Raw genomic sequence first — 22,616 nt, 5'->3', positions numbered from 1 at the left:
ATAAAGCTGCGTTCACAATGAAATTTTTCCCCGGCATAAGTTTAGTTTTCGGCCAAAAAATTGCGCTTCCTTCGCAAAAGCTTATCCCTGAGCTCACGCTCAGCCCGGCAGATCCTGAGCCGGGGACGCTATTTTTTGGCCATGGACTTAACCTGAGTTTCGAAAAAATTCGAGTATCACTTTGCTTTATATCTTCCAGCCATTATTGTCATGATAGTGATCTTATACGATATCTATCAGCTGATAAAAAGAAGATCCTACAGGATAAATGCTGCCTTAAAGCCATAATAATATCCCAGCATATATTGCTGGGTGCTGAAAACAAATATAATTTAAACAGCAGCTCAGCGATCGCAGGAAATAAATGTCGAGGTTAAATATGAATATTCCTGACAGCTGCCCGTTATTCTTTGATGATTTCGACGATTTCCAGGCCGGGGTTCTTTTTCAGATCGAGATACAGGTCATCGACTTTGATTATCGGATGATAGGGATGAGAGGGAGGAATAAAAATTATCCGGGCTTCTTTTTTGTTATTCAGTTTAACCCTTTCATCGACCAAATAGTTGGGTATCTTCCTTAAAAAGACTTCTTTCAATTTATAATCAAAATGACCGAAGGACTCCTCCTCAACAACTTTGATAGCATAAAAAAGCGGGCGGGCTCTCTGGTAAACTCTATCCGCCGTCATCGCATCGAAGGCATCGACTATTGCCAGAACACGCCCAAAGAGCGGTATCTTTTCCCCCTCATACTGACGGGGATAGCCGGATCCATCATATCTTTCATGGTGAGTCAGTATTCCCGCGGCGACTTCATCCTCTATCTGCTGACTCTCTTTGACCATTCTAAAACCAAAGACTGAATGCTGCTTCATAAATTCGAATTCTTTTTTTGTCAGAGCATCGGGCTTTTTTAGAATTGATTCGGGGATTTTTGCTTTGCCGATATCGTGAAAAATACCGGCCTGAACGAGATTATTTTTTCTTTCGGAGGAAAGGTTGATCCATTCGGCGAACATGCCCGCCAGAATGCCGACATTGAGAGAATGAGTATAGGTGTATTCATCAACTCTTCTAATAGCGGTCAGAACATCGACAAGGTCCATCTCTTCGGATAATTTACTGGTTTTTTCTGTGAGCTCCAGAACATCGTCATATTCCACTCTGCGTTTGTACATAAACTTCTCAAATTTCTCAGCGAACTTTATCACGCTTTTTCTGTAATCGCGTTCTTTTTCTTTGACCTTTTCTAAATTACTTTTTCTTTCTTCTTCAGCCTCGGTGAAAATCTCAACTTCAGATCTCCCTCTATCTTCAAGCCGGTTGATCACCTCTTCTGTCAGGACAGTTCCCGAAGGGATCAGCACCGCTCCAAATTCGCTGCCAATATCTTCGGCTATGGTCATTCCAGGCTTTAATTTATCGATATCAATTTTTTTATTGCTCCCTTTTGCCGCCAAAAATTACTCCTCCTCTGGATAAATACGTTTGTTTCATTTTAGCATCTAAGCGGCCGATCGGATTGTCCGGCTTTTTCAAATTTCTCTCTGAATTTCTTTATATCGATCTGAATTGCCCTTTTCAGCTCCATTATATCAATGAGAAATGAATAGATTCCAGCAGATAAGAACCGACTTCTCCACCGCCAGCAATTATCTCTCGCCGATCAAATTGACCGGTAAATCCGGTCCTGCGGATTGAACTGAGGTGAGATAAGCCAGTTTCTGTATCCGCTGACCTCACGGCGATTTTTCAAAAGAGATCTATATATTCCTGCATTGACGATATTTCCCAGCAGGACAAATCCGTTAATTTTATCATCCTTCAGATATATTTTGCGCAGATATTCTTCGCTCTCGTCCCGAATGATCTCTCCTTTTAGCTCTCCCACCACTATGAGCTTATAGCTGAGCTCTTTCAGGGAGTTCATGCTGAACATGCGCTCGTATTCCTTTTCGGCTCCCATAATATTGACAGCAGCTGTCCTGCCATGTCTGACAGCAACCGGATGAAGGCCGTGAGATGTGAGCTCTCCGCTTAAGAAATCGCGGGTAAGAGCTGCATCGCCGCAGGCAAATATATGGGGATGATTCGTGCGCAGCTTACCATCGACAGGAATCCCCCAATCTTCATATTCTACACCGCTATTTTGGAGGAAATCGGTATTGGGGGAGACGCCGGTGGCTGCTATATAGATATCCGCTTTCAGGATATCTCCGGAGGTGGTTTCCACAGCCTCGACCCTCTCCTCTCCGTGCAGATATTTGCCCTCGGTATTCAATCGAACATCTACTCCTTTTTCTTCGAGATCCGCGACCACCCGGCCGGCGGTTTCCCTGTCCAAAAGCCTGGGCATAATCCAGGACCGCCGGTTGAGGACAGAGGGTTTTATGCCTATCTCGGCCAGGCAGAGGGCGATCTCGACTCCGATAAATCCTCCCCCGATTATCACTGCTGTGCCGCGGCCGGAAGCTGCCAGCTTCTTTATTTTTCTGGTGGCTGAGAGATCTTTGAAGTTCAAAAGCCCTTCCTTATCATGTCCCTCTATTACCTCGGAGATCTTAAGGGAACTCCCGGAGGCTATGAGAAGCTTATCGAAAGCATACTCTCTGCCGGCCGCAGTGGTCAGAGCTTTTTCTTCGGACTCGACTTTAACCACCTTTTCTCCCCGGTGTTCGTCTATTTCCAGCCGCTTGCAGATATCCCGGCCCTGCCAGTAGAGGATATCCTCTCTATCCTCTATCAAATATCTGCCCAGAGAAGCGGGGGCATAGGGCGGGGCTTTTTCAGCTGAAAACATTCGAATCCGGGCGCCGCACCCCCGGGACCTGAGCGTTCTGGCGGCGCTAAGGCCGGCAGGTCCGGCGCCGATAATGGCTATTTTTTCGGTCATATTCCCAGCTCTTCCCGCTGACTTTCTATATGGTCGATTATAAGCTTTGCTGCCGCTTTCGGTTCGGGCTCGACGGCAAAATTAGCTCCAACAGCTTCTTCCAGCCCGCTGCTGAGCAGATCGACAACCTCGCTGCTTCCGAAGATTTTGGGCGGAGGACCGAGAACGGTATACACGCCCGAAGCGACGAAATAGCTGCCTATGGCTACAGCTTTCTGAGCATACCATTCAGGAGCAGCCCCTGCCAGCGGCAGCTGATGGATTCCCACTCCGATCTCTCTGGCCAGGGCCGCAGCCAGCTTGAGGATGCGGGAACAGTCGACACAGGCTCCCATGTGCAGCACCGGCGGCATCTCAAGGCTTTCCAGCACCGGCCGCAGTCCCGGACCTGCCAGCTCGCTGGCTTTTGGACTGAGAAGCCCTTCTTTGCCGGAGGCCACGGCAGCGCAGCCGGTCTCCACCAGCAAAATATCCTCCTGCAAAAGCTCTTTGGCCAGCTCGATATGCCCCTTATCCTGCTTGATTTTGGGATTGTTGCAGCCCACTATCCCGACCGCTCCCCTGATATCGCCGGTTTTTATGGCTTCGATCAGAGGATCCAGACTGCCCCCGAGGGCTTCAGTTATCGACTGCAGCGAAAAGCCGGCCGTCACAGGCTGAGGTTCCCCCGGTATGTTGACACGATTTGAGCTGCGTTCGGAGAAATTCTCTATAGCTCTTTTTACTATCTCCCGGGCTGTGCTCTCCGCACTCTCAGGCGCGAACTCGAGATGAACCGCTCCCGGTATTTTGGATTTATGGCTGGTGGTTATAATCTCCGTATGGTAACAATCGGCGCTCTCGACCAGCGAGGGAAATATGCACTGATAATCTATGACGGCAGCCTCCACCGCGCCTGTGGCCAGCACCAGCTCCTGATTGAGCATATTGCCAGCCATGGGAATGCCCCTGCGCATCAGAATTTCGTTGCCGGTACAGCAAAGACCGACCACCTTTATACCTTCTGCTCCCCGCTCTTCAGCCATGTTTTGCAGTCCTTCGCTCTCGGCTGCCTGGACGACCATCTCCGAGAGGACCGAGTTATGACCGTGTACGATAACATTAACTTTATCCTCGTCGATCACGCCCAGATTCATGCTGCTTTGATTGATCTCCGGGGTGCCGAACATGACATCTCCCAGCTCGGTTGCTATCATCGAGCCTCCCCAGCCATCACCCAGAGCTATTTTCAGACCGTGCAGGAGCATATTGGCAGGTTCTGCTCCCACACCCATATGGGTTCTGTGCATGGCTTCTACCAGATCGCCCCCGATGCTGTCCGGGGTAATACCCAGCTCATCCCATATCTCTCTGGTTTCGGCCGGAGCTCTCTCTGTCAGTGCCAGCCCATCGCGGTGGGTACCGAACTCGGACAGTATTCTCTGGGCCAGTTTTTTGGCCGTCTCCTCCCGGGTGAGGTCCTTTCCACCGAGATCGAAGATATCGGCCAGCTCAGCCAGCCTGTCCTCATCTTTGATCCCGTAACTTCCTCCGGTCTCGTCCTGCGCTGCTGCCTGGAAAATCTCCGCTACTTCCCGGCCGTGATCGGAATGAGCAGCGGCTCCGGCAGTTATATCGGCCAGCAGATTGCGGGCGACTATCAGATCGGCGTCGGCTCCACAAACTCCCCGCTCCGGTCCTTCTTCAAAGGGGTCGGCCTGACAGGGACCCATAGCACAGCGATTGCAGCATACACCTGTCTCGCCGAAACCGCACTGCGGCTTTTGATCCTGCAGCCTATCCCAGGCGGTCTCCATCCCTGCTTTTTCGGCCTCGGCCAGCGATTTTTGGGCCAGTTCGTCCTCGGTTAGATCGGAATATTTATCCTCTTCTTTCATCTGTTATTCCTCCTTTCGGCTGGCAGGAAAGGGTCCAAGTTCTGCCATCTTTTGCTTTAACTCGCGATATTTCTCCATGTTTTCAGGCCGGCGATCGCTCTTTTTGCCGGAAGCGTCAGCGGTCAGCAAAACTGCCAGCTCATCTCTTTCAGCAGAAACCATCTCATCGATCTCGCCAAACTCCAATGCTCCGGTGCGGCAGGCCTCCGCGCAGGCGGGAATCTCGTCCTGCTGACGTCGATCAAGGCAGTCATCACATTTATAGGCAGGGGCCTTTTCTTTTTCAGCCGGGGTTTCCCGGCCGGCGACGGGAAAAGTTATAGCGCTGTAAGGACAGACCATGGCACACATCCCACAGGAGATACAATCATCTTCATTTACCTGGACTTTTTCTGTCGTTCTGTCGCGAAAAATAGCGCCGCTGGGACAGACTCCCCGGCAGGGTGCGGGTTCGCAGTGCTGACAGCGGAGGGGAAAATTGAGGAGGTCTATGCCGGTTCTAACGCTGATTCGAGCGGGCAGGGGCGGACTATCCTGAAAAAGTGCGTGAATTTTTCCGCGGGGAGAATGCTCGAGCGAACAGGCCAGCTCACAGTGACGACAGCCGACACATCTCTCTGTTCTGATCTTTACTGTTTTCACATCTTCACCTCCCTGGCTTCAGGTTTTGCTGTAAATTATTCAGCAAAAAATTAGCGTTTTTTGGCCGAAGACCAAACTTATGCCGGGTAAAAATTTCATTGTGAACTAAGCTTTATATCTTCCAGTGCAACTAAATGAGGTTTTTTACACACCTATTTACCGGCTGAGGACAGGAAGAACCTTATTTTATAATTCAATATTCTGATATTTTTACCTTTTTCCCTCTCATTTGTTCGACTCCAGAGATTTTTCGAACTTACGGGCGGTCTCGGTGTTGGCCAGTCCTCCTTCGGCTGTTTCCTTCAGGCAGGAAGGCATCAGATCACCGATTTCGCGCATGGCTTTTACGACCTCGTCAGCGGGGATGGTGCTCTCTATGCCGGACATGGCCAGCAAAATAGCCGAAAGAGCACAGCTGGCCGAGGTGGCATTCCTCTTGACGCAGGGAACCTCCACCAGACCGCCCACCGGGTCGCAGGCCAGCCCCAGAAGATTTTTAAGCGCCAGTGTGAAGGCATTGAGCGCGACTTTCGGTCTGCCTCCCAGCATCTCTGACCCGGCCCCGGCTGCCATCCCGGCGGCCACTCCGCATTCTGCCTGACAGCCGCCGGCAGCCCCTGAAACAGTGGCCTTACGCGCTGCTATCTCGCCCAGACCGGCCGCCGTCAGCAGGGCTTTTTGCTGGCGATCTCTGGCGATATCCTTCTCCCCGGCGAGAGCCAATATCACCGCCGGCACCACCCCGCTCGCTCCGGCGGTGGGAGCGGCGATTATCTTTCCCATGCTGGCATTTACCTCGGCAGTGGCCAGAGCATAAATATTGACGTTTTTAAAAAGCTCCATGCCCAATTCGTCACCAGAAGCGGCCAGTCTGGCCGCCTCTCCATCGACCAATCCTCCCTGTGAATCCAGCGTGTTTTCAATACCCGTTTCGATGGCCTGTTCCATAACATTCAGCCTGCTCTCGAGTTTTTCAAAAACTTTTTCGCGATCGGTATCCTCCTCTTCTATCTCCCTGGCCAGTACCACTTCCCAGAGTTCTTTATTCTCGTTTTCGGCTGCAGCCAGGAACTGAGAAAAGGTCGAATAAATCATGCTAATCCCTCCTGATATGATCAATTTCTAAAGTTTAGGGATTCTGCGCACAAAGTTTATAAAATCGGTCTTCTCCAGCTCGGCTGCGGTCTCCTGCGAAACCGGCTGGTTGAGCTCCAGAATGCAGGATCCCAGATCTTTTTCCCGCAGCTGCACGGCCTTCATAGTGATTATGTTGATGTCATTTTCCCCCAGCATGGAAGTTATATGTGCGAAGACTCCGGGCACATTTTTGTGCACGCACCAAATAGAGTCGTTATTGCCCGTAACCTCGAGCTCAAAATCGTCTATTCTGGTAATTTTGACAGCACCACCGCCGATTGAAGCTCCCTGGATTTTTATCCCATCCTTTTCACGGTCCTCACCGTCATTATAAAAATTGAAGATGACGGTGTTGGGATGGACAGATCTACCCTCGACCTTCTGAAATTCAAACTCGAGGCCGCGCTTTTTAGCCTCCGCAAAAGCACTGCGCAGCCGGGAATCGTTCGGCTCAAAGCCCAGCAGCCCGCCCACCAGGGCCTTATCGGTCCCGTGACCCTGCAGAGTTTTGCCGAAGGAACCGTGAGGTTTGATCACGACTTTTTTTAATTCACCGCCGGCAATAACTCTGGCCAATCTGCCCAGATTTACTGCCCCGGCGGTATGCGAACTCGACGGACCTATCATTTCTGGTCCCACGATATCGAATATGCTCATCGATTTTACCTCCTGAATTTGTCGATAGATATGCGGATGGAAATATCATTATTTCAGTCTCTACATTATTATATATATAATAACATGGAATGAATATATTAAAAAGCCTGCATTATTACTGGCGATATACAGAGATAGAATGCAGGAAAAAATAAATTGAGGTGATCGCCATCTGCAGCTTTTTGACGATCACCCCTATGAGAGAAATGTCTATTTTTTCGACTTCTATCAGCCGCCTACCGACATGAGATCGTAATCGCTGTATTCTTCCCTGTACTTTTTAACCTCTGCGATGATATCCTCTTTGTCGAGCACCATTTCCATCATGCTGATCTGCTCTTCATAGACATCCTCATCGATAGATTTTTTGATCTCCGGTTCCATCACATGATAACACGCGAGCCCGAGCTGGACTCCCGCCAGTGGACCAGCAAAGGTGGGATCGCCGTTGGCAACTGTCTCACAGGCCAGACCGGAAGCTTCTGCTTCGGCCCCACCCAGAATCACCAGCAGATTTTCCCGGCCGTGTTCTTCGGCCAGATCCTTGATCCGCTGCTGATTTTCCTGGTCCATGGCACCAGCACTTGTTCAGACGAAGCATTCTGTGGTGGTGAAGACCACCTCCGCTTCGGTGGTTTCCATGGCTTGTTCGATAGCCGGCCCCGGAATTCCATCTCTATCGCCGAGAATGGCTGCTTTTTTGTCCTTTAGCATGTTTTGCACCTCCTGAATTAATTTTTTGATGATCGCTCTCACTCAAAAACGGCCTGATTTTCCACATCTATGGTGAGTGCATTTAAAGCCTTTTCCGTCAGCTCACGCCGCCGGGCTTTTTCCTCCTCGCCGCCGAGATCGGGATCCCCCAGGGGATGAGGAATAGCCACCGCCGGCACTATTCGGTTGGCTCCCACCGTTTTGGAAATGGGCACGATAGAAGCTATATGGACCACGGTAAATCCGGCCTTCTCCAGCTCTTTCACCATCGTTGCACCGCAACGAGTGCAGGTTCCTCAGGTGGAGGTGAGCACCACGCCCTCGACGTCGGCTGCTTCCAGATCGCTGGCTATATCTTGAGCAAATTCTCTGGCGCTGGCCACGGCGGTACCGTTGCCCACGGTAGTGTAAAAATAGTCGTGCAGCTCGCCTATCTCGCCTTCCTCTTCCAGCTCCCGCATGACATCAAGCGGCAGCACGCGATCGGCATCCTCGCTGGCGTAAACAGGATCATAACCTCCGTGAGCGGTATCATGACTATCTTCGCTGAGATCATCAAATTCTTTCAGGCTGTATTTGCCGTATTTTGACGCGCTCGAAGCCTCTATACTGTCCGGGTTTCCGTCCGGAACTATGCCGCCTGAAGTAACCAGGGCTATTTTGGCCTGGCTGAGATCGGTCAGAGGTTCAGCTGGCTTGACCGTATCGAAGGCCGGCATGGGATATTCCGACTTATAGTCCTCTTCTTTTATTTTATTTAGCAGCATATCGACAGCCCGCCGGGCCCCTCTTGTTTCGACAAAGATATTCTTTCTGAGCCCCCGCGGCAGATAATCGGCCTCTTCCGGACCGCCCGGATTGCCGTCGGTTTCGAAATATCGCTTTACCAGACTGGCCATATCCGGCAGGGCATCTCTCATGCCGGCCGCGCTGTCGGGTGTCTCCACGAAATAGGCGTGGTTTCTGTACATCTCATAACCGGGATTCTCCGGATAAATGCCCGATACCACGGGCAGTCCGAGCTCGTCTGCTTTTTGAGCCACAGCCCCGCAGGCCATCCCGTATCTGCCGGCATTAAAAGCCGGTCCTGCTATTATTATGTCGGGATTTATATCGGTGAGCATATCCTCTATGGCAGCCAGGGCCTCCCCCTCGTTTTCGCTGAAGTAATCATCACCGCAGATAATCGTGCTCACCACCTCGCAGCAGTCATCGAGCTGCGCATTGAGCGCCCCCGCCGGACCCACAGGCTCTGATTTTAGGCGCGGAGGCGTATCGGCTGCCTCTTCGCCGCCGATGCCGCCAAAAAACTGATTTAGATAATGAACCGCTTTTCTTTCAGCCACTTTCATCCCTCCTCGTGATTTCAAAGCGAGTAATTTAGCTGCCGCCCGCTCTCAATATTCCCGGGCGGTCAGATAACCGAATCCGAGTTCATTGGTAGCCCCTATGATAGCCTGTATCTCAACTTCGATGCTGCCGTCCTCTTTTAAACTTCCCTCGAAACCGCCTGCCATGCTGTCGGCAAATTTATCCTGACCGATCACCCTTTCCATGGCGGGCAGCCTTATTATCTCATTGGCATTGCCGGTGGAGACGACTGCATCCCCTTCCGGTGTCGAATCGGCCAGTGATTGGGAGGCTCCATCGCTGCCGGCAAATTCATCGGTGAGCAGAACTGTCTTTATATCTCGTCCTTCCAGCTTGCGGCAGTTCATGATCAGATCGGCGTCGGGATTGCCGAAACCCTCTTCGCTGACGATGGCCGCATCTAAATCGAGCTGTTCGGCCAGCCGGGCGGTGAAATCGGAGGACCTCTCCTTGTCATCAAGAGTAACGTTTTCGTTGGTAATGATCGTGCCAACAAAATTCAAAGTCCGGCCGTCCTCGCGATAGAGTTCTTCGATCACCGGGTTGTTCTGATGAAAATAGGTGGTATTTTTATCGCAGGCCGATACGCAGTTGCCGCTGACTATGGCTCCATCCATAACCTCGGTCGGTGAGATGATGGTGGGCAAAATTTCCTTGGCATCGACCGAATAAACGTAGGTATCGTGTAAAAGCCCCTGGCTTTGCAGCATGTAAATATAACCGACCCGGGGCAGATAATCGCCGCCGCCTGCAGCTTCATTCAGGGCCGGCTGCTCGTACTCTTCGATGGTGTCAGGCTCGGTTCCGCGGGCTATCCTGCCGATATGTTGGGCCGCTTTCAGCCCCATGATCCGCAGAACTTCCTCGTGTCTATGATCCTCTATATCATCCTCGACCTCGCAGTCGATCACGATATTGAGCGTCTCCGAAAAAGGTGTGTACTCCGCCCCCGGTCCGCTCATCTCGATCGTGCCCTCCTGATAGCCGACGATATCGCCGGTCGTCACCACCGCGGTATTTTCCAAAACCAGCGTGCGGCCGCTGCCCATCACCTGATTTTCACCGACAAAGCCGGGAAATACTTCGCCGCCCTCTACCTTGCAGCGAGGCTCGATGACGTCTTTGACCGGAATGATTCTGGTGCTCTCTCCCGGTCTGGCCAGGGTCAGCTCGACCGATTTTATCCGGCTGTCCTCACAGATGAGCTGAACCAGCTCATCCTCATCGATAGAAAGTTTGCCGTCCTCGATTCCGTTTTCTGAACCCAGCTCGACCTCTTCTATCTTTATTCTTCCCAGTTCCAGCTTCATATCTGCAATCCCCCCTCGTTATTGAAAGCTTCGGACATGGCTTAAGCTGTGAGATAAAAAAAGCAGCAATGAGAGAAATTCACCCTCATCGCTGCTCTGTCAGATCACCTGAGAGATTACCCGGCCGGTCGGCTTGATACGGCAAAATTAGCTGTCCGGCGGGCTGCCCCTTCGGAAATTTTCTTCTCCAGAGAGATGTCCGGAAATGGTCCTGCTGCCTGAGAGTTTCACCGACCGTCGAGAAAAACAGCCGGCTTACCCCTTCGGCGGCCGCCAGAGGCGGCACTCTCCCATCTCCTTCAACCATCCGCATTATCCATTTTTCTGTTTCCCGCAGTATACTTCGGGACCACCTCGGTTTAATAAATTTCTCACAAAGTCATTTCGTGTTTAATTATAAATAAAAAATTTAAGTCTGTCAAGTAGAACTTTTGCCCTGATAAAACTATAAATAGGCCGCTTTCGAGTCGATATTGGGCGATATTGCTGCTGAAAAGGAGAAAAAAGGGCATTTTAGCCGGGATTGAGTGTTTGACAGCGGTCAAAAATTCTGTTTTAATATAGATAAAGTTGTGCACTAAATCACTTTCTTAAATACAATTAAAAAAATAATGGTCGATCAGGAAAGGAGCTGGCTGCCTTGGATAAAATTTATGATCTGGTGATAGCAGGCGGCGGTCCGGCCGGGCTTTCCGCGGCGGTGTATGCCGCGCGCTCGAAGTTAAAGACGCTGGTTTTAGAAAGCGACAGCGCCGGCGGACAGCTGACCGATTATGAGGAGATGGAAAATTATCCGGGTTTTACGGATATCACGGCCCCGGAACTGGCCAAAAATTTCAAAGAACACGCCCGAAAATTTGGCGCTTTGACCGCCGATGGTGAAGTTCAGAGGCTGGATCTGGAGAGTTCTCCTAAAAAAGTGATGACCAAAGACGGCAAAACCTATCATACCCGCAGCATATTAATCGCCACCGGCGCAGAACCCAGAAAACTGGACATACCGGGCGAGAAAGAGCTGCAGGGACGCGGTGTCTCCTACTGCGCCACCTGCGATGCCGAATTTTTTGTCGATCTCGATGTGATGGTTGTCGGCAACGGCAACTCGGCCGTGGAAGAGGCTATTTATCTGACCAATTTCGCCCGCCGGGTGACTCTTGTTGTTATCCACGAGGAAGGAAAAATGGATGCCGACAGTCTGTTTCAGGAAAGAGCCTATGAAAACGATAAAATCGACTTCGTCTGGAATTCCACCCTCAAACGCATAGAGGGCGATCAGATGGTGGATAAGGCTGTGGTGGAAAATATCAGAACCGGAGAGCTGCAAAAACTCGATTATGACGGTATTTTTATCTTTGTAGGCCGGGAACCGAGCACCGAAATTCTGGAGGATACCGGCGTAGAACTCGATCAATCCGGTTATATAGTCACCGATGAGGGTATGCGGACAAATGTGCCGGGAGTCTATGCTGCCGGGGATGTCCGCCAGAAGCCCGTACGCCAGGTTATCACCGCTGCCGGAGACGGGGCCACAGCCGCAGTCGAGTGCCAGAAATATCTGGAGGCGACAGAACACTGGCGTGAAAACGTGCTGGATACCGAATCTGAGGTGATCGTTTTCTTCTGGAGCCCCACCGATGACGACAGTCTGGAAGCGATGCGGCTGCTGGAAGAGCTGGAAATCGAGGAAAAAACAGATAAAGAGCTGGTCAGGATAGATGCCTACGGCAACGATTTCATCCCCGACCGTTATGGCGTGGAAGAGATCCCGACAGTGATAACCATAGCTGGTGGAGAAGAAAAAGAAAGAATTATACGTCCCACAGCGAAGGATCTGGAAGGTCTTCTGGCCTGAGAGGCGATCTGCTAAAAAGCAAAAGGTGAAAGGAAAACACTGGAACTGTAAAATTTTTAGGTTTTTCCTGTTATCTTATGAGGATAGGGAGGTATAAAAAGATGCTGGAACTGGATGGAGACAATTTCGAAACTGAAATTTTAGAAGCTGAAGGTTTGGCCGTGGTGGATTTTTGGAGCGAAAGCTGTGAGCCCTGCAAGGAGCTGGCCCCTGATTTTGAAGAACTGGCCGAGAAATATGAGGAGGAAGCCAGGTTCGCCACGCTCGATATCCAGGGGAACAGAAGGCTGGCCCTGGGTCAGCAGGTCATGGGCCTGCCCTCTATTGTAATTTACGAGGATGGCGAGAAAAAAGAACATTTGACCGGAGATGATCTGACCATAGATGAGGTTGAAGATGCGCTGCAGAAATATCTGTGATCGGGGAGGTGATTGTAAATGAGCAAAGCTGTGATAGACGGCAGCAGCTATGTGCTGGCCCATACGCCGAATATTCTTAAGGCAGGCGGAACAACTCAGACTGAAGCCCGCAAGAACGGCAGACAGGATTATCTCGATAAGCTCGATAACTATCTGCGCGATTTTGAGGAGTGCAGACGTTACGCACCCAACCAGGCCTATATCGGCGGCATTCTGCCGGAGGAGCTGGAGGAGATCGAGACTCCCTGGTACGAGCAGGATAATCTGCTTACCGGTGAGCAGGGCGGCCGATTCAGCTCCCGGGGAGAGATAATGCCCGAAGACGAATTTTACGCTCTCATGCAGGCGGTCGATGTTTTTGATCTGGTTTTGCTGGCCGAGAATTTCTGCCGCAAAATCGAGTCTAAAATCGAGGACCATCCCGTCCTCAAGAATATGGATTTCGAGCCTGAGAGCTCCGGACTGGCAGAGATCGAAGAGCTTATCGAGGATGGCAGGGCTGAACCGCTTCGCTGGCAGGGGGAGCTGATCGGCTGTGTGAAAGAGGCTCACGGCGAGGATAAAAATCTTTCCGCCCATGTCATGCTGGAAAACATCGCCGCCAAGGCCAGCGGAGTTCTGGCCATGAAACACCTGGCTGCCGGCGGCCTGGATTTGGACGGGATAGATTATGTCATCGAATGTTCGGAGGAAGCCTGCGGAGACATGAATCAGCGCGGCGGCGGCAACTTCGCCAAGGCGATAGCCGAAAAAGCCGGCTGCATGAACGCCAGCGGCAGCGATGTGCGCGGTTTCTGTGCTGCTCCTGCTCATGCTCTGATGCAGGCAGCCGCTCTGGTAGAAGCCGATATCTATGATAGGGTGGCCGTGGTGGCAGGAGGAGCTGTGGCCAAGCTGGGCATGAACGGAGAAGCACACCTGGAGGAAGATATGCCCGTACTGGAAGATACTCTGGGCGGTTTTGCCTTTTCCGTAAGCAGCGATGACGGTGAAAGCCCGGTGCTGCGTACCGATATAACCGGCAGGCACACAGTCGGCAGAGGTTCCTCTCCTCAGGCTGTCATCAGCGCGCTGGTCACCGATGCTCTCGATCGGGCCGACCTCTCCCTTACCGACGTCGATAAATATTCTGTCGAGATGCAAAACCCTGAGGTAACCGAGCCTGCCGGCGCCGGCAACGTGCCCGAGTCGAACTACAAAATGATAGCCGCTCTGGGCGTAAAGCGCGGCGATCTCGAAAAGCAGGAGATGATGAATTTCGTCGATGAACACGGAATGCCGGGATTTGCTCCCACTCAGGGTCATATTCCCTCCGGGGTTCCCTTTATCGGTCCGGCGGCAGAGATGATGGAGAAAGGAGAGCTGGAAAGAGCGCTGATCATCGGCAAGGGCAGCCTCTTTTTGGGCCGAATAACCAATCAATTCGACGGGATTTCCTTTCTGCTGGAGAGAAACTCCGGCGAGATCGACGATGATGGAGGACCTGAAGCCGGAGGTGAGATCGATAAAGAGGAGATCAAAAATATAATAGCTCAATCTATGAGAGATATAGGCGAGCGGCTCCGCCAGGAGAGCGAGTGATAAAATGAATTTTTCTCAGGGAAGAGGTGGTAATGATGGAAAATAAGGAAAAAGTGGCAGAGGCACTGCTGGAAATAGCTGATGGACTGGAAAAGGGCGACTGCAAAGAGAAAATACGGGTCGGGCTGACAACCCCCGGCAGCGAACACGGGGAAAAAGAACTGCTCAAAGGGGCCCGACTGGCCGATCAGAAAGTTGATTATATAGAGCCGGTTTTAATAGGGCGGGAGAAACCGGCAGGGATAGAACACCACAGCTGTCAGGATTTAGAAAGCGCCCACACCAGGATGGAGAAGCTTTTAGAAACCGGCGAGATAGACTGTGCTGTCACCCTCCATTACAGTTTCCCCCTGGGCACGGCCACAGTGGGCCGGGTGATCGCTCCCTGCAGCGGTCAGGAGATGCTCATCGCCACCACCACCGGTTCCAGCGCCTCCGACCGGGTTGAAGCCATGGTTAAAAATGCTCTGGCAGGGCTGGCCTCCGCCGGGGCTTTAGGCATAGATGAGCCTGAACTGGGTATTTTGAATGTGGAAGGAGCCCGGAAGACCGAGCAGAAACTGCTCGAGTTGCAGGAAAACGGCCTGGGGATAAAATTTGCAGAATCGGCGCGCGGCGACGGCGGCCGCGTTATGCGGGGCAACGATCTGCTGCTGGGCAGCTGCGATGTCATGGTCTGCGATACTCTGACCGGCAATCTATTGATGAAGCTTTTCTCCGCGCGGGAGGGCGGAGGAAACCGCGAAGTAGTCGGCTTTGGCTACGGTCCGGGCATAGGCGAAGGTCAGGACGGGATAATCGGTATCATCTCCCGCGCTTCCGGAGCTGCGGTTATCTCCGGCGCCATAAAATATATAGCAGAAGCAAAACGGGGAAATTTGCTTGAGAAATATGAAAAAGTGCTGCAGGAAGCTCGCACGGCCGGCCTGGAAGATATTTTAGCTGAAGACAGGGATGAAAAAACCGCCGGCGATGAAGATATCTCCGCGCCGCCCGAAAAGAACACGGATGCCGAGATCGCCGGCCTCGATGTTCTCGATATAGAAAAGGCCCGCCAGTCTCTCTGGCAGGAGGATATCTATGCCGAGACCGGCATGGGCTGTTCGGGCCCGGTGGTCATGGTAGCCAGGGAGGACCAAAAGGCAGCTCGCAGCCATCTTGAAAAAAAGGGATATATTTAAAGCCTGCCCTTTTTTTATGCAGGTCTGCCGCCGGAGATGGATATCGTAAAAGATCACTATCATGACAATAATGGCTGGAAGATATAAAGCAAAGTGATACTCGAAATTTTTCGAAATTCAGGTTAAGTCCAGGGCCAAAAAATAGTGTCCCCGGCTCAGGAGGTACAGACCCGTCACAATCTCCAGCTATTTGTCTGCGATGCTTCCCGGGAGGAATTTTTCAAAGTGCCTTTTGATATAACCGACATATATCATCAAAGTCTGTCTGCCGGGGATTGATCTTCACGTTCCCGCTTTTCATGGCATCTTCTGCCATCTCGGGAATACAATCAGGGTCAACATCCAGCTCCGATAAAGAGCCGGGATTTCCCAGTTTCTCATTTAGCTCATATACTTTTTCTGCTAAAAGCCCGGGTGAAAATCCCTCCGCCTCTTTTCTGCTGATATAATTATATATTCTCCTGTATTTTCCCTTATCTGCCAGGGCGTTATAATCCAGCACGACCGGCAGCAGCACAGCGTTTGCTGTTCCGTGAGGAATATCAAAATATACTCCCAGGGGTTCAGCCATGGCATGGACATTACCCAGCCTGCCCCAGGAAAAGGCCAGACCTGCGAACATGCTCCCCAGCAGCATACTGGAGGCTGCTTCATTATCTTTCCTGTCCGCGACAAACTTCCTCACATTTTTTCCTATCAGTTCCATCGCTTTTTCCGCTAAAGCGTCGGCAAATGGATTTGTAACTTTTGATAGATAGGCCTCGACGGCATGAGTCAGCGCATCCATGCCGGTAGAGGCAGCTATATCGGCCGGCAGGCTGGTGATTAAATCCGGATCGAGCAGCGAAACTTCCGGGATTATTTTATGGCTGTATATTGTGAATTTAAAATTATTCTCCTCATCGGTTATAACAGAAACCGGGGTGACCTCGCTGCCGGTCCCTGCTGTTGTGGGAGCCGCTATTATCGGAACCGGTGAGTTCTCAACCGCGTGCACGCCTTCATAATCGATTATATCACCATCATTGGCGGCGAGAATCGCAATTGATTTGGCAGCATCTATCGGACTTCCTCCTCCCAGACAGATAACTGAATCACAGTCATATTCCTCAAACCGGCTGTATCCATCCTCGACGTTTTCGATCGAAGGGTTCGGCTGCACATCTAAAAATGTTCTAAACTCAATATCCTCATCGTTTAAAATATCCTCTGCCCTTTTTACCAGCCCCACTTCTTTTAAGCCTTCATCCGAAACCAGCAGTGGTTTTTTTAGATCCTTCTCCTCTATAATTCGGGGCAATATTTCAATGCTCGCGAATTTAACTTCCCCGGGCACTTTGAATGAAAAAATTATCCAGCATTATCTTCCCTCCTCGATATGTAGAATCCGGTCCCGATATGGCTGGTTTTCATAGTATTTTCTCAGCGTGCAAAAAGCAAATCCAACAAAATAATTAATTTTAACAGGATATGCATTTTTCAGCAGAAAATCTGCAGTCTGATTCCAAATTTCAAAATATCGTACCGCTGATCAATATACTGACCGCCGCCATGGAAATTGCCACGCTGAAGCCGACTATGAAGGGCTTAACCCCGACCTTTTTTAAATCCTTAAATTTAACCTCAAGACCTATTCCAGCTAAAGCGAGCAGGATCAAAAATTGAGAGGTTTGATCAAACACGGGCTCCATATTTTCCGTGATAATTCCCAGACTGTTCAGGATAATTAAAAACAAAAATCCCAGTATAAAGGCGGGAAAGATCTCGAGTATATTTATCTTTCCCTTTTTCTCTTTCTGTCTTTTGCCGTAAAAATAACCCACAATTAGAATAACCGGCGCCATGAGAACATTGCGGGCCAGTTTTATCATGGCGGCAATTCTGCCGGCTTCTTCACTGAATATAAATCCGGCGGCGACTACCTGGGAAGTGTCATTTATCGCTGTTCCGGCCCAGGCGCCGAAAACAGTATCGGATATGCCGGCGGCCATCCCCATAAATGGATATACAAAGACTGCCAGGACACCGAACAGGGTAACTATACTCACGGCCGTGAAAATATCTCTATCCTCAGCCTCGATCAGCGGGGCGGTGGTGACTATTGCTGTATTTCCACAGATCGAAAGTCCGGCTGCTATTAATATCTTTTTTTTCAGGGAGATATTCAATATCCTGCCCAGAATAAATGTGAGTATAAAAGCCAGCCCTATAATCACCAGAATAACGAAAAGACCTCTGACCCCAACTGTGGCCAGTTTTTGCAGGCTGATCGTGCCCCCCAGCAGCACAATCGCTATCTTCAATATTTTTTTAAGCCCCAGACTGATGCCCGGGCCAAAAATTGCTTTATTGAGATTGACGGTGTTATTTATCAATATACCTATTAAAATCGCTATAAAAACACTGCCGACATATTCGGGCAGAAATCCGGCTATGAAGATAGCGATTATCGATATGACGAGCAAAAGGAGCAGACCAGGAATATATTTTTTCATTTTTTTAACCGTAATTCACCCTTTTCTGACCGAAACTATGGTCTCCATGTTATCGCCGACATCCTCGATTAGATCAGCAGTGTCCGATACGTTTTTTATCAGGCTGCGGTGAGCCAGTTTTTTTCCGGGAGAGATATGATCCAGCCGCCCCACAGAGCGGGTGATTTCCTCCTCTATGCCATCGACTTTTGACTCCAGCTCTTCGAGCTCGCCTGCATACACCAGCGACTGGTTCATGTCCTCAAAGAGAACTTCTATCCCCTTTGCCATTTTGCTGTATTGCTCTTCTATGAGGTCTGTCATCTCCTCCAGCTTCTTCTCGTCCAGACAGCAGAAGTCGAGATGGAGAAAGATTATCTCATCGAGCATATCCTCTGTGTGATCGGCTATATCGTCTATGGCCTCCAAAAGATTTAACATATCGACCCGGGTGCTGGGCATCAATGACCCCTCTATGATATTATTCAATATTTCACGGCGGATGGAATCAGCCTGACTCTCGCTTGTGTGAACGTTTTTATTCAGCTCCCGCACCCTGTCGGTCTCCCCTTCTTCGATATAGGCCAGCATGGCCTGAAAAGAACAGCTCATACAGTCATTGACTTCCTCCGTCAATTTTTCAAAGTCCGATTCGATCCTGTCAAAATCCCCCCACAATCTTCCCATGTTTTCCTTTCCTCCTCTTTTCAGTCTGCCTGCTTTTTAATATCATGTATTATGTGTTTAAAACGCCGCATCACTAGAACATTATACATGAGGATGGGGTTTATGTCATCCTTTTAGGCCTTTAATCGAGAGATTTTTTCATTGAGTGCTCCTATTTTGCAATTAATAACTATCAGCGCTTGATTTGTGCTGTCAGCTTAAGTACCATTAAAATAAGTCGGCCGAAAAAAACTCACTTCAAAATAATGGATGGTGATAATAAATGGCGCACAAAACGGCCCGCTCCGCCTATAAAAATCTGATCGAGCGGTTGAATCAATTCCCCCAGGGGGCTCCCCCCTCGGAGACTCTCTATAAAATTCTGGAGATGCTTTTCAGCGAAGAGGAAGCAGAAATTGTAGCCCAGCTTCCCATCCGGCCTTTCACCGTCGCTAAGGCCAGCCGCATTCTCGGCCGGGATGAAACCGAGACGGAGAAAATTCTCGATGAGCTGGCCAGCCGGGCGATACTGCTCGATGCCCGGGATGATGAGGACAATAAGAGATATATTCTGCCCCCGCCGATGGCTGGCTTCTTCGAATTTTCGCTGATGCGGACGAGGGAAGATTTAGATCAGGAGCTGCTGTCAGAACTGCTCCATCAATATATAAACGTGGAGGAGGATTTCATCAAAGAGCTTTTTCTCAGCGCCGAGACCCGCCCGGGTCGGGTCTTTGTGCAGGAGGAGGTGCTCTCCCGCGATAACCTTATCCACACCCTGGATTACGAACGGGCCAGCCATATTATCGAGACGGCCAAGCATATCGGGGTAAGCACCTGCTACTGCCGGCATAAGATGCATCATCTCGATCAGGCCTGTGATAATCCTCTGGAGATATGTCTTACCTTCAATACCGCGGCCGACTCTTTGATCCGTCATGATCACGCCCGACGGGTCGACACCGAAAAAGGGCTGGAGCTGTTGAATCGAGCCCGCGAGGAGGGACTGGTACAGTTCGGAGAAAACGTGCGCGAGGAACCTTCCTTCATCTGCAACTGCTGCGGCTGCTGCTGTGAAGCTCTTGTGGCTGTTCGCAAGTTCGGCTCGCTCAATCCGGTGGAAACCTCCCCATATCTGCCGGAGGTCGACGGGGAAAGCTGCACCGGCTGCGGCAAATGCATCGAGGCCTGCCATATAGATATTATAACGATGAAAACGCCGGAGACAGAGGAAGAATCCGGCAAAAGCCCGGACCGAGAAAGCCGCCGGGACGAAAAGCGGATCGAGATCGATCGGGATATCTGCCTGGGCTGCGGCGTCTGCCTGCGGGCCTGCCCGAACGACAGCCTGCAGCTAAAGCGGCGGGAGCGGGAAATTATAACTCCTGTCAACTCAATACACCGCACCGTGATGATGGCCATCGAAAAAGGACAGCTTCCCAATCTGATCTTCGAAAATCAGGCCTTTGCCAGCCACCGCGCCATGGCCGCGGTGCTCTCGGCCATTCTGAAGATGCCGCCTGCCGCTCAGGCTCTGGCCAGCGATCAGCTGAAATCTCGATATCTGGAAAAGCTGATCAGCAGGCTGTCCTGAATTGATAAGCAATTTCGATTTTGAAAGGGTGATATTATGACAATCGAGAACAGGCTGAATGAAGAAAAAAGCCCCTATCTACGACAGCACGCTGAAAATCCTGTCGCCTGGCAGCCCTGGGATGAAAAAGCCTTCCAGCTGGCCCGCCAGCAGAAAAGACCCGTCTTTCTTTCCAGCGGTTATTCCACCTGTCACTGGTGTCATGTGATGGAGGAAGAATCCTTTTCGGATCAGGAGGTGGGAGAGGTTTTAAACGAAAACTTCATCCCCATCAAGGTCGATCGGGAAGAGCAGCCCGACGTCGACAGCCTTTATATGGAGGTCTGCCAGGCCATCACCGGCCGGGGCGGCTGGCCGCTGACGGTGGTGATGACCCCGGATAAAAAACCTTTTTTCGCCCGGACCTATCTGCCCAAATCTCAGCTCATCCAGATTCTGGAGGAGATCGGCCGGCAGTGGCAGCAGAATCCGGACTCCCTGATCGAAAGGGGCAAAAAAATCATCAATTCACTCTCGGATAAGCACAAAAAAACTCAGCCGGCCCGGATATCTGTGGGAGAAGAATTTAAAGGAGGCGAAGATAGCCCTGAACGGACAGAGCTGAAAAAGCTTTGCGACGGCGCCGTTTCCGGGCTGCGAGAGAGTTTCGATGAAAAATTCGGCGGCTTCGGCTCCGCTCCCAAATTTCCCCAGCCCCATACTCTGCTGTTTTTGCTCCGCTATCACCACATCACCGGCGATGAAAGTTTGAAAAAAATGGCTTTAAAAACTTTGGACACGATGGCAGCCGGAGGTATATATGACCAGATCGGCTTCGGTTTTTCCCGCTATGCCACCGATCGGCGCTGGCTTATACCGCACTTTGAAAAGATGTTATATGATAACGCCCTGCTCGCTTCGGCCTATCTGGAAGCCTATCAGCTGACCGGAACCGGGAGTTACGCCCGCACCGCCCGCGAGATACTCACCTATCTCGAACGCGATCTGCTGGGAGAAAAAGGCGGTTTTTACACGGCCGAGGATGCCGATGTCGAAGGTGAAGAGGGCAAATATTATATATGGGAGAAAGAGGAAATCATCGATATTCTGGGCAAAGAAAAAGGTGAGAAATTTTGCAGTGAGTTCGCTATAACAAAATCGGGAAATTTTGAGGGCAAGAATATACCCAATCTGCTGGGCAGGGGTCCGGAAAATATCAGGGGCCGGGATAAGATCTGGCAGGAATGGAATGAGGAGTTAACCCGGCTTTTCCAGGAAAGGGAAAAGCGTCAGCGGCCCTTCCGGGATGAAAAGGTGCTCACCGGCTGGAACGGTCTGGCTCTGGCCGCCTTCGCCCGGGCTGGCAGGGTGCTTCAGGAGGAAAAATATCTGGAAATCGCCCGCAGAAATCTCGGATTTATCAAAGAGTATCTGCAAGAGAACGAAAACGAAGTTAAACTTTACGCCCGGTACTGCCGGGGCGAGAGTCGTTATCAGGGATATGCCCGGGATTACGCTTTTTTGATCAGAGGGATTATCGAGCTTTATCGGGCAGATCAAAATCCGGAACATCTCAAGCTGGCCCGCGCACTGAACGACGAGCTTCTGACGGAATTCTGGGATGAAGAACAGGGTGGCCTGAATCAAACTCGTTCCGACAGCGATGATCTGCCGCTGACCAGGAAAAACTTTCAGGATGGGGCTCTTCCCTCGGCCAATTCTATAGCCGCCGAAAACTGGATCGAACTCTCCGGCCTGATAGGAGATTTTGAGCTGACAGATAAGGCGGTCAAAATCCTGGAAGCGGTTTACGGTCAGCTGAAAAAACATCCGCAGAGCTTTACGGCGCTGCTCACCGCTGCCGCCGGTCTGACTGCAGACCGCCGCCTTCTTTATCTGGTCACAGAAAAAGAGGGAGACAAAATGTCAGGGCTGCTCGAGGGGCTAAACCGCAAATATCTGCCCTTCACCTCGCCTATGCTGATAAATGATCACACCCGGGAAAAGCTGGCAGAGGTGAATGAGCAGGCCGCCTCGCGTCAGCTGAAAGAAAAAACAGAATGGACTGCATATATCTGTGAGGGCAGGACCTGCCGGCCTCCGATCGCAGATGAGGAGGAGCTGATACAAAGGTTGAAAAGCTGAACCGACCGGTGAATATAGGTGGGGGCTAATGTCTTTCGGCATTAGAAGCCCCCCTGAATATAGCAGCAGCTGGCGCGCTGGCTGCGCTTATTCAGGGGAAGTTCTCCTCATAAATAATATTT

General features: G+C 50.8%; 18 protein-coding genes and 1 riboswitch. Of the genes, 6 read left to right on the top strand and 12 right to left on the bottom strand.

Annotated elements, in window-relative coordinates; translation table 11 throughout:
- Window positions 1-403: 403 nt before the first annotated feature.
- The 9 genes from BLT15_RS06475 to BLT15_RS06435 all read right to left on the bottom strand — a co-directional run bounded on the left by BLT15_RS06475 (window position 404) and on the right by BLT15_RS06435 (window position 10,603).
- Entirely contained in the window at window positions 404-1,462 is a 1,059-nt protein-coding gene (locus BLT15_RS06475) for an HD-GYP domain-containing protein (RefSeq protein ID WP_089759888.1), read from the bottom strand.
- Window positions 1,463-1,668: 206 nt separating this feature from the next.
- Window positions 1,669-2,895 (bottom strand): NAD(P)/FAD-dependent oxidoreductase, encoded by a 1,227-nt coding sequence (locus BLT15_RS06470; protein WP_089759887.1) that lies wholly within the window; start codon window positions 2,893-2,895, stop codon window positions 1,669-1,671.
- Window positions 2,892-4,772, bottom strand: coding sequence for an anaerobic carbon-monoxide dehydrogenase catalytic subunit (gene cooS / locus BLT15_RS06465; protein WP_089759885.1), 1,881 nt, complete (start codon window positions 4,770-4,772; stop codon window positions 2,892-2,894). The genes BLT15_RS06470 and cooS overlap by 4 nt, the downstream gene beginning before the upstream one ends.
- Before the next feature lie 3 nt (window positions 4,773-4,775).
- On the bottom strand, window positions 4,776-5,414 hold the full coding sequence (locus tag BLT15_RS06460; RefSeq protein ID WP_089759883.1) for a 4Fe-4S dicluster domain-containing protein: 639 nt from the start codon (window positions 5,412-5,414) through the stop codon (window positions 4,776-4,778).
- Window positions 5,415-5,639: 225 nt separating this feature from the next.
- Window positions 5,640-6,509, bottom strand: coding sequence for an L-serine ammonia-lyase, iron-sulfur-dependent, subunit alpha (gene sdaAA / locus BLT15_RS06455; RefSeq protein WP_089759880.1), 870 nt, complete (start codon window positions 6,507-6,509; stop codon window positions 5,640-5,642).
- 27 nt (window positions 6,510-6,536) lie between these two features.
- Entirely contained in the window at window positions 6,537-7,208 is a 672-nt protein-coding gene (sdaAB, locus tag BLT15_RS06450; RefSeq protein ID WP_089759878.1) for an L-serine ammonia-lyase, iron-sulfur-dependent subunit beta, read from the bottom strand.
- Between the two features lie 228 nt (window positions 7,209-7,436).
- On the bottom strand, window positions 7,437-7,922 hold the full coding sequence (gene grdA, locus BLT15_RS06445; protein WP_089759876.1) for a glycine/sarcosine/betaine reductase complex selenoprotein A: 486 nt from the start codon (window positions 7,920-7,922) through the stop codon (window positions 7,437-7,439).
- Window positions 7,923-7,960: 38 nt separating this feature from the next.
- On the bottom strand, window positions 7,961-9,274 hold the full coding sequence (grdB, locus tag BLT15_RS06440) for a glycine reductase complex selenoprotein B (protein WP_089759874.1): 1,314 nt from the start codon (window positions 9,272-9,274) through the stop codon (window positions 7,961-7,963).
- Window positions 9,275-9,319: 45 nt separating this feature from the next.
- Window positions 9,320-10,603: a glycine/sarcosine/betaine reductase component B subunit gene (locus tag BLT15_RS06435; protein ID WP_089759872.1), complete on the bottom strand. Its 1,284-nt coding sequence runs from the start codon at window positions 10,601-10,603 to the stop codon at window positions 9,320-9,322.
- 196 nt (window positions 10,604-10,799) lie between these two features.
- Window positions 10,800-10,906, bottom strand: a riboswitch (glycine riboswitch).
- A 337-nt stretch (window positions 10,907-11,243) separates the two neighbouring features.
- Between BLT15_RS06435 and trxB the strand changes: the two genes are divergently transcribed.
- From trxB to grdD, 4 genes are all read left to right on the top strand, one after another.
- Window positions 11,244-12,455 (top strand): thioredoxin-disulfide reductase, encoded by a 1,212-nt coding sequence (gene trxB / locus BLT15_RS06430; RefSeq protein ID WP_089759871.1) that lies wholly within the window; start codon window positions 11,244-11,246, stop codon window positions 12,453-12,455.
- 101 nt (window positions 12,456-12,556) lie between these two features.
- The gene (gene trxA / locus BLT15_RS06425; protein WP_089759869.1) at window positions 12,557-12,874 is read left to right on the top strand and encodes a thioredoxin TrxA; all 318 of its coding nucleotides are present in this window, start codon (window positions 12,557-12,559) and stop codon (window positions 12,872-12,874) included.
- 18 nt (window positions 12,875-12,892) lie between these two features.
- Window positions 12,893-14,455, top strand: coding sequence for a glycine/sarcosine/betaine reductase complex component C subunit beta (gene grdC / locus BLT15_RS06420; RefSeq protein ID WP_089759868.1), 1,563 nt, complete (start codon window positions 12,893-12,895; stop codon window positions 14,453-14,455).
- Window positions 14,456-14,490: 35 nt separating this feature from the next.
- The gene (gene grdD / locus BLT15_RS06415; protein ID WP_234985529.1) at window positions 14,491-15,636 is read left to right on the top strand and encodes a glycine/sarcosine/betaine reductase complex component C subunit alpha; all 1,146 of its coding nucleotides are present in this window, start codon (window positions 14,491-14,493) and stop codon (window positions 15,634-15,636) included.
- A gap of 220 nt (window positions 15,637-15,856) precedes the next feature.
- Here grdD and BLT15_RS06410 read toward each other — a convergent pair whose 3' ends face one another.
- From BLT15_RS06410 to BLT15_RS06400, 3 genes are all read right to left on the bottom strand, one after another.
- Window positions 15,857-16,972 carry an iron-containing alcohol dehydrogenase gene (locus BLT15_RS06410; protein WP_200769711.1) on the bottom strand — a complete coding sequence of 372 codons (1,116 nt, stop codon included), beginning with the start codon at window positions 16,970-16,972 and terminating at the stop codon, window positions 15,857-15,859.
- A 175-nt stretch (window positions 16,973-17,147) separates the two neighbouring features.
- Window positions 17,148-18,131, bottom strand: coding sequence for a YeiH family protein (locus BLT15_RS06405; RefSeq protein ID WP_089759862.1), 984 nt, complete (start codon window positions 18,129-18,131; stop codon window positions 17,148-17,150).
- A gap of 15 nt (window positions 18,132-18,146) precedes the next feature.
- Window positions 18,147-18,797: a DUF47 domain-containing protein gene (locus BLT15_RS06400; protein WP_089759860.1), complete on the bottom strand. Its 651-nt coding sequence runs from the start codon at window positions 18,795-18,797 to the stop codon at window positions 18,147-18,149.
- Window positions 18,798-19,059: 262 nt separating this feature from the next.
- Here BLT15_RS06400 and BLT15_RS06395 point away from each other — a divergent pair, with 262 nt between their 5' ends.
- Both BLT15_RS06395 and BLT15_RS06390 read left to right on the top strand, forming a co-directional pair.
- Entirely contained in the window at window positions 19,060-20,370 is a 1,311-nt protein-coding gene (locus BLT15_RS06395; protein ID WP_089759858.1) for a 4Fe-4S dicluster domain-containing protein, read from the top strand.
- A 36-nt stretch (window positions 20,371-20,406) separates the two neighbouring features.
- Window positions 20,407-22,494 (top strand): thioredoxin domain-containing protein, encoded by a 2,088-nt coding sequence (locus BLT15_RS06390; protein WP_089759856.1) that lies wholly within the window; start codon window positions 20,407-20,409, stop codon window positions 22,492-22,494.
- Window positions 22,495-22,616: the final 122 nt, after the last annotated feature.

This window comes from Halarsenatibacter silvermanii (genome assembly GCF_900103135.1).
Lineage (GTDB): Bacteria > Bacillota > Halanaerobiia > Halanaerobiales > Halarsenatibacteraceae > Halarsenatibacter > Halarsenatibacter silvermanii.
This window is presented reverse-complemented; position numbering and strand designations above follow the sequence as displayed.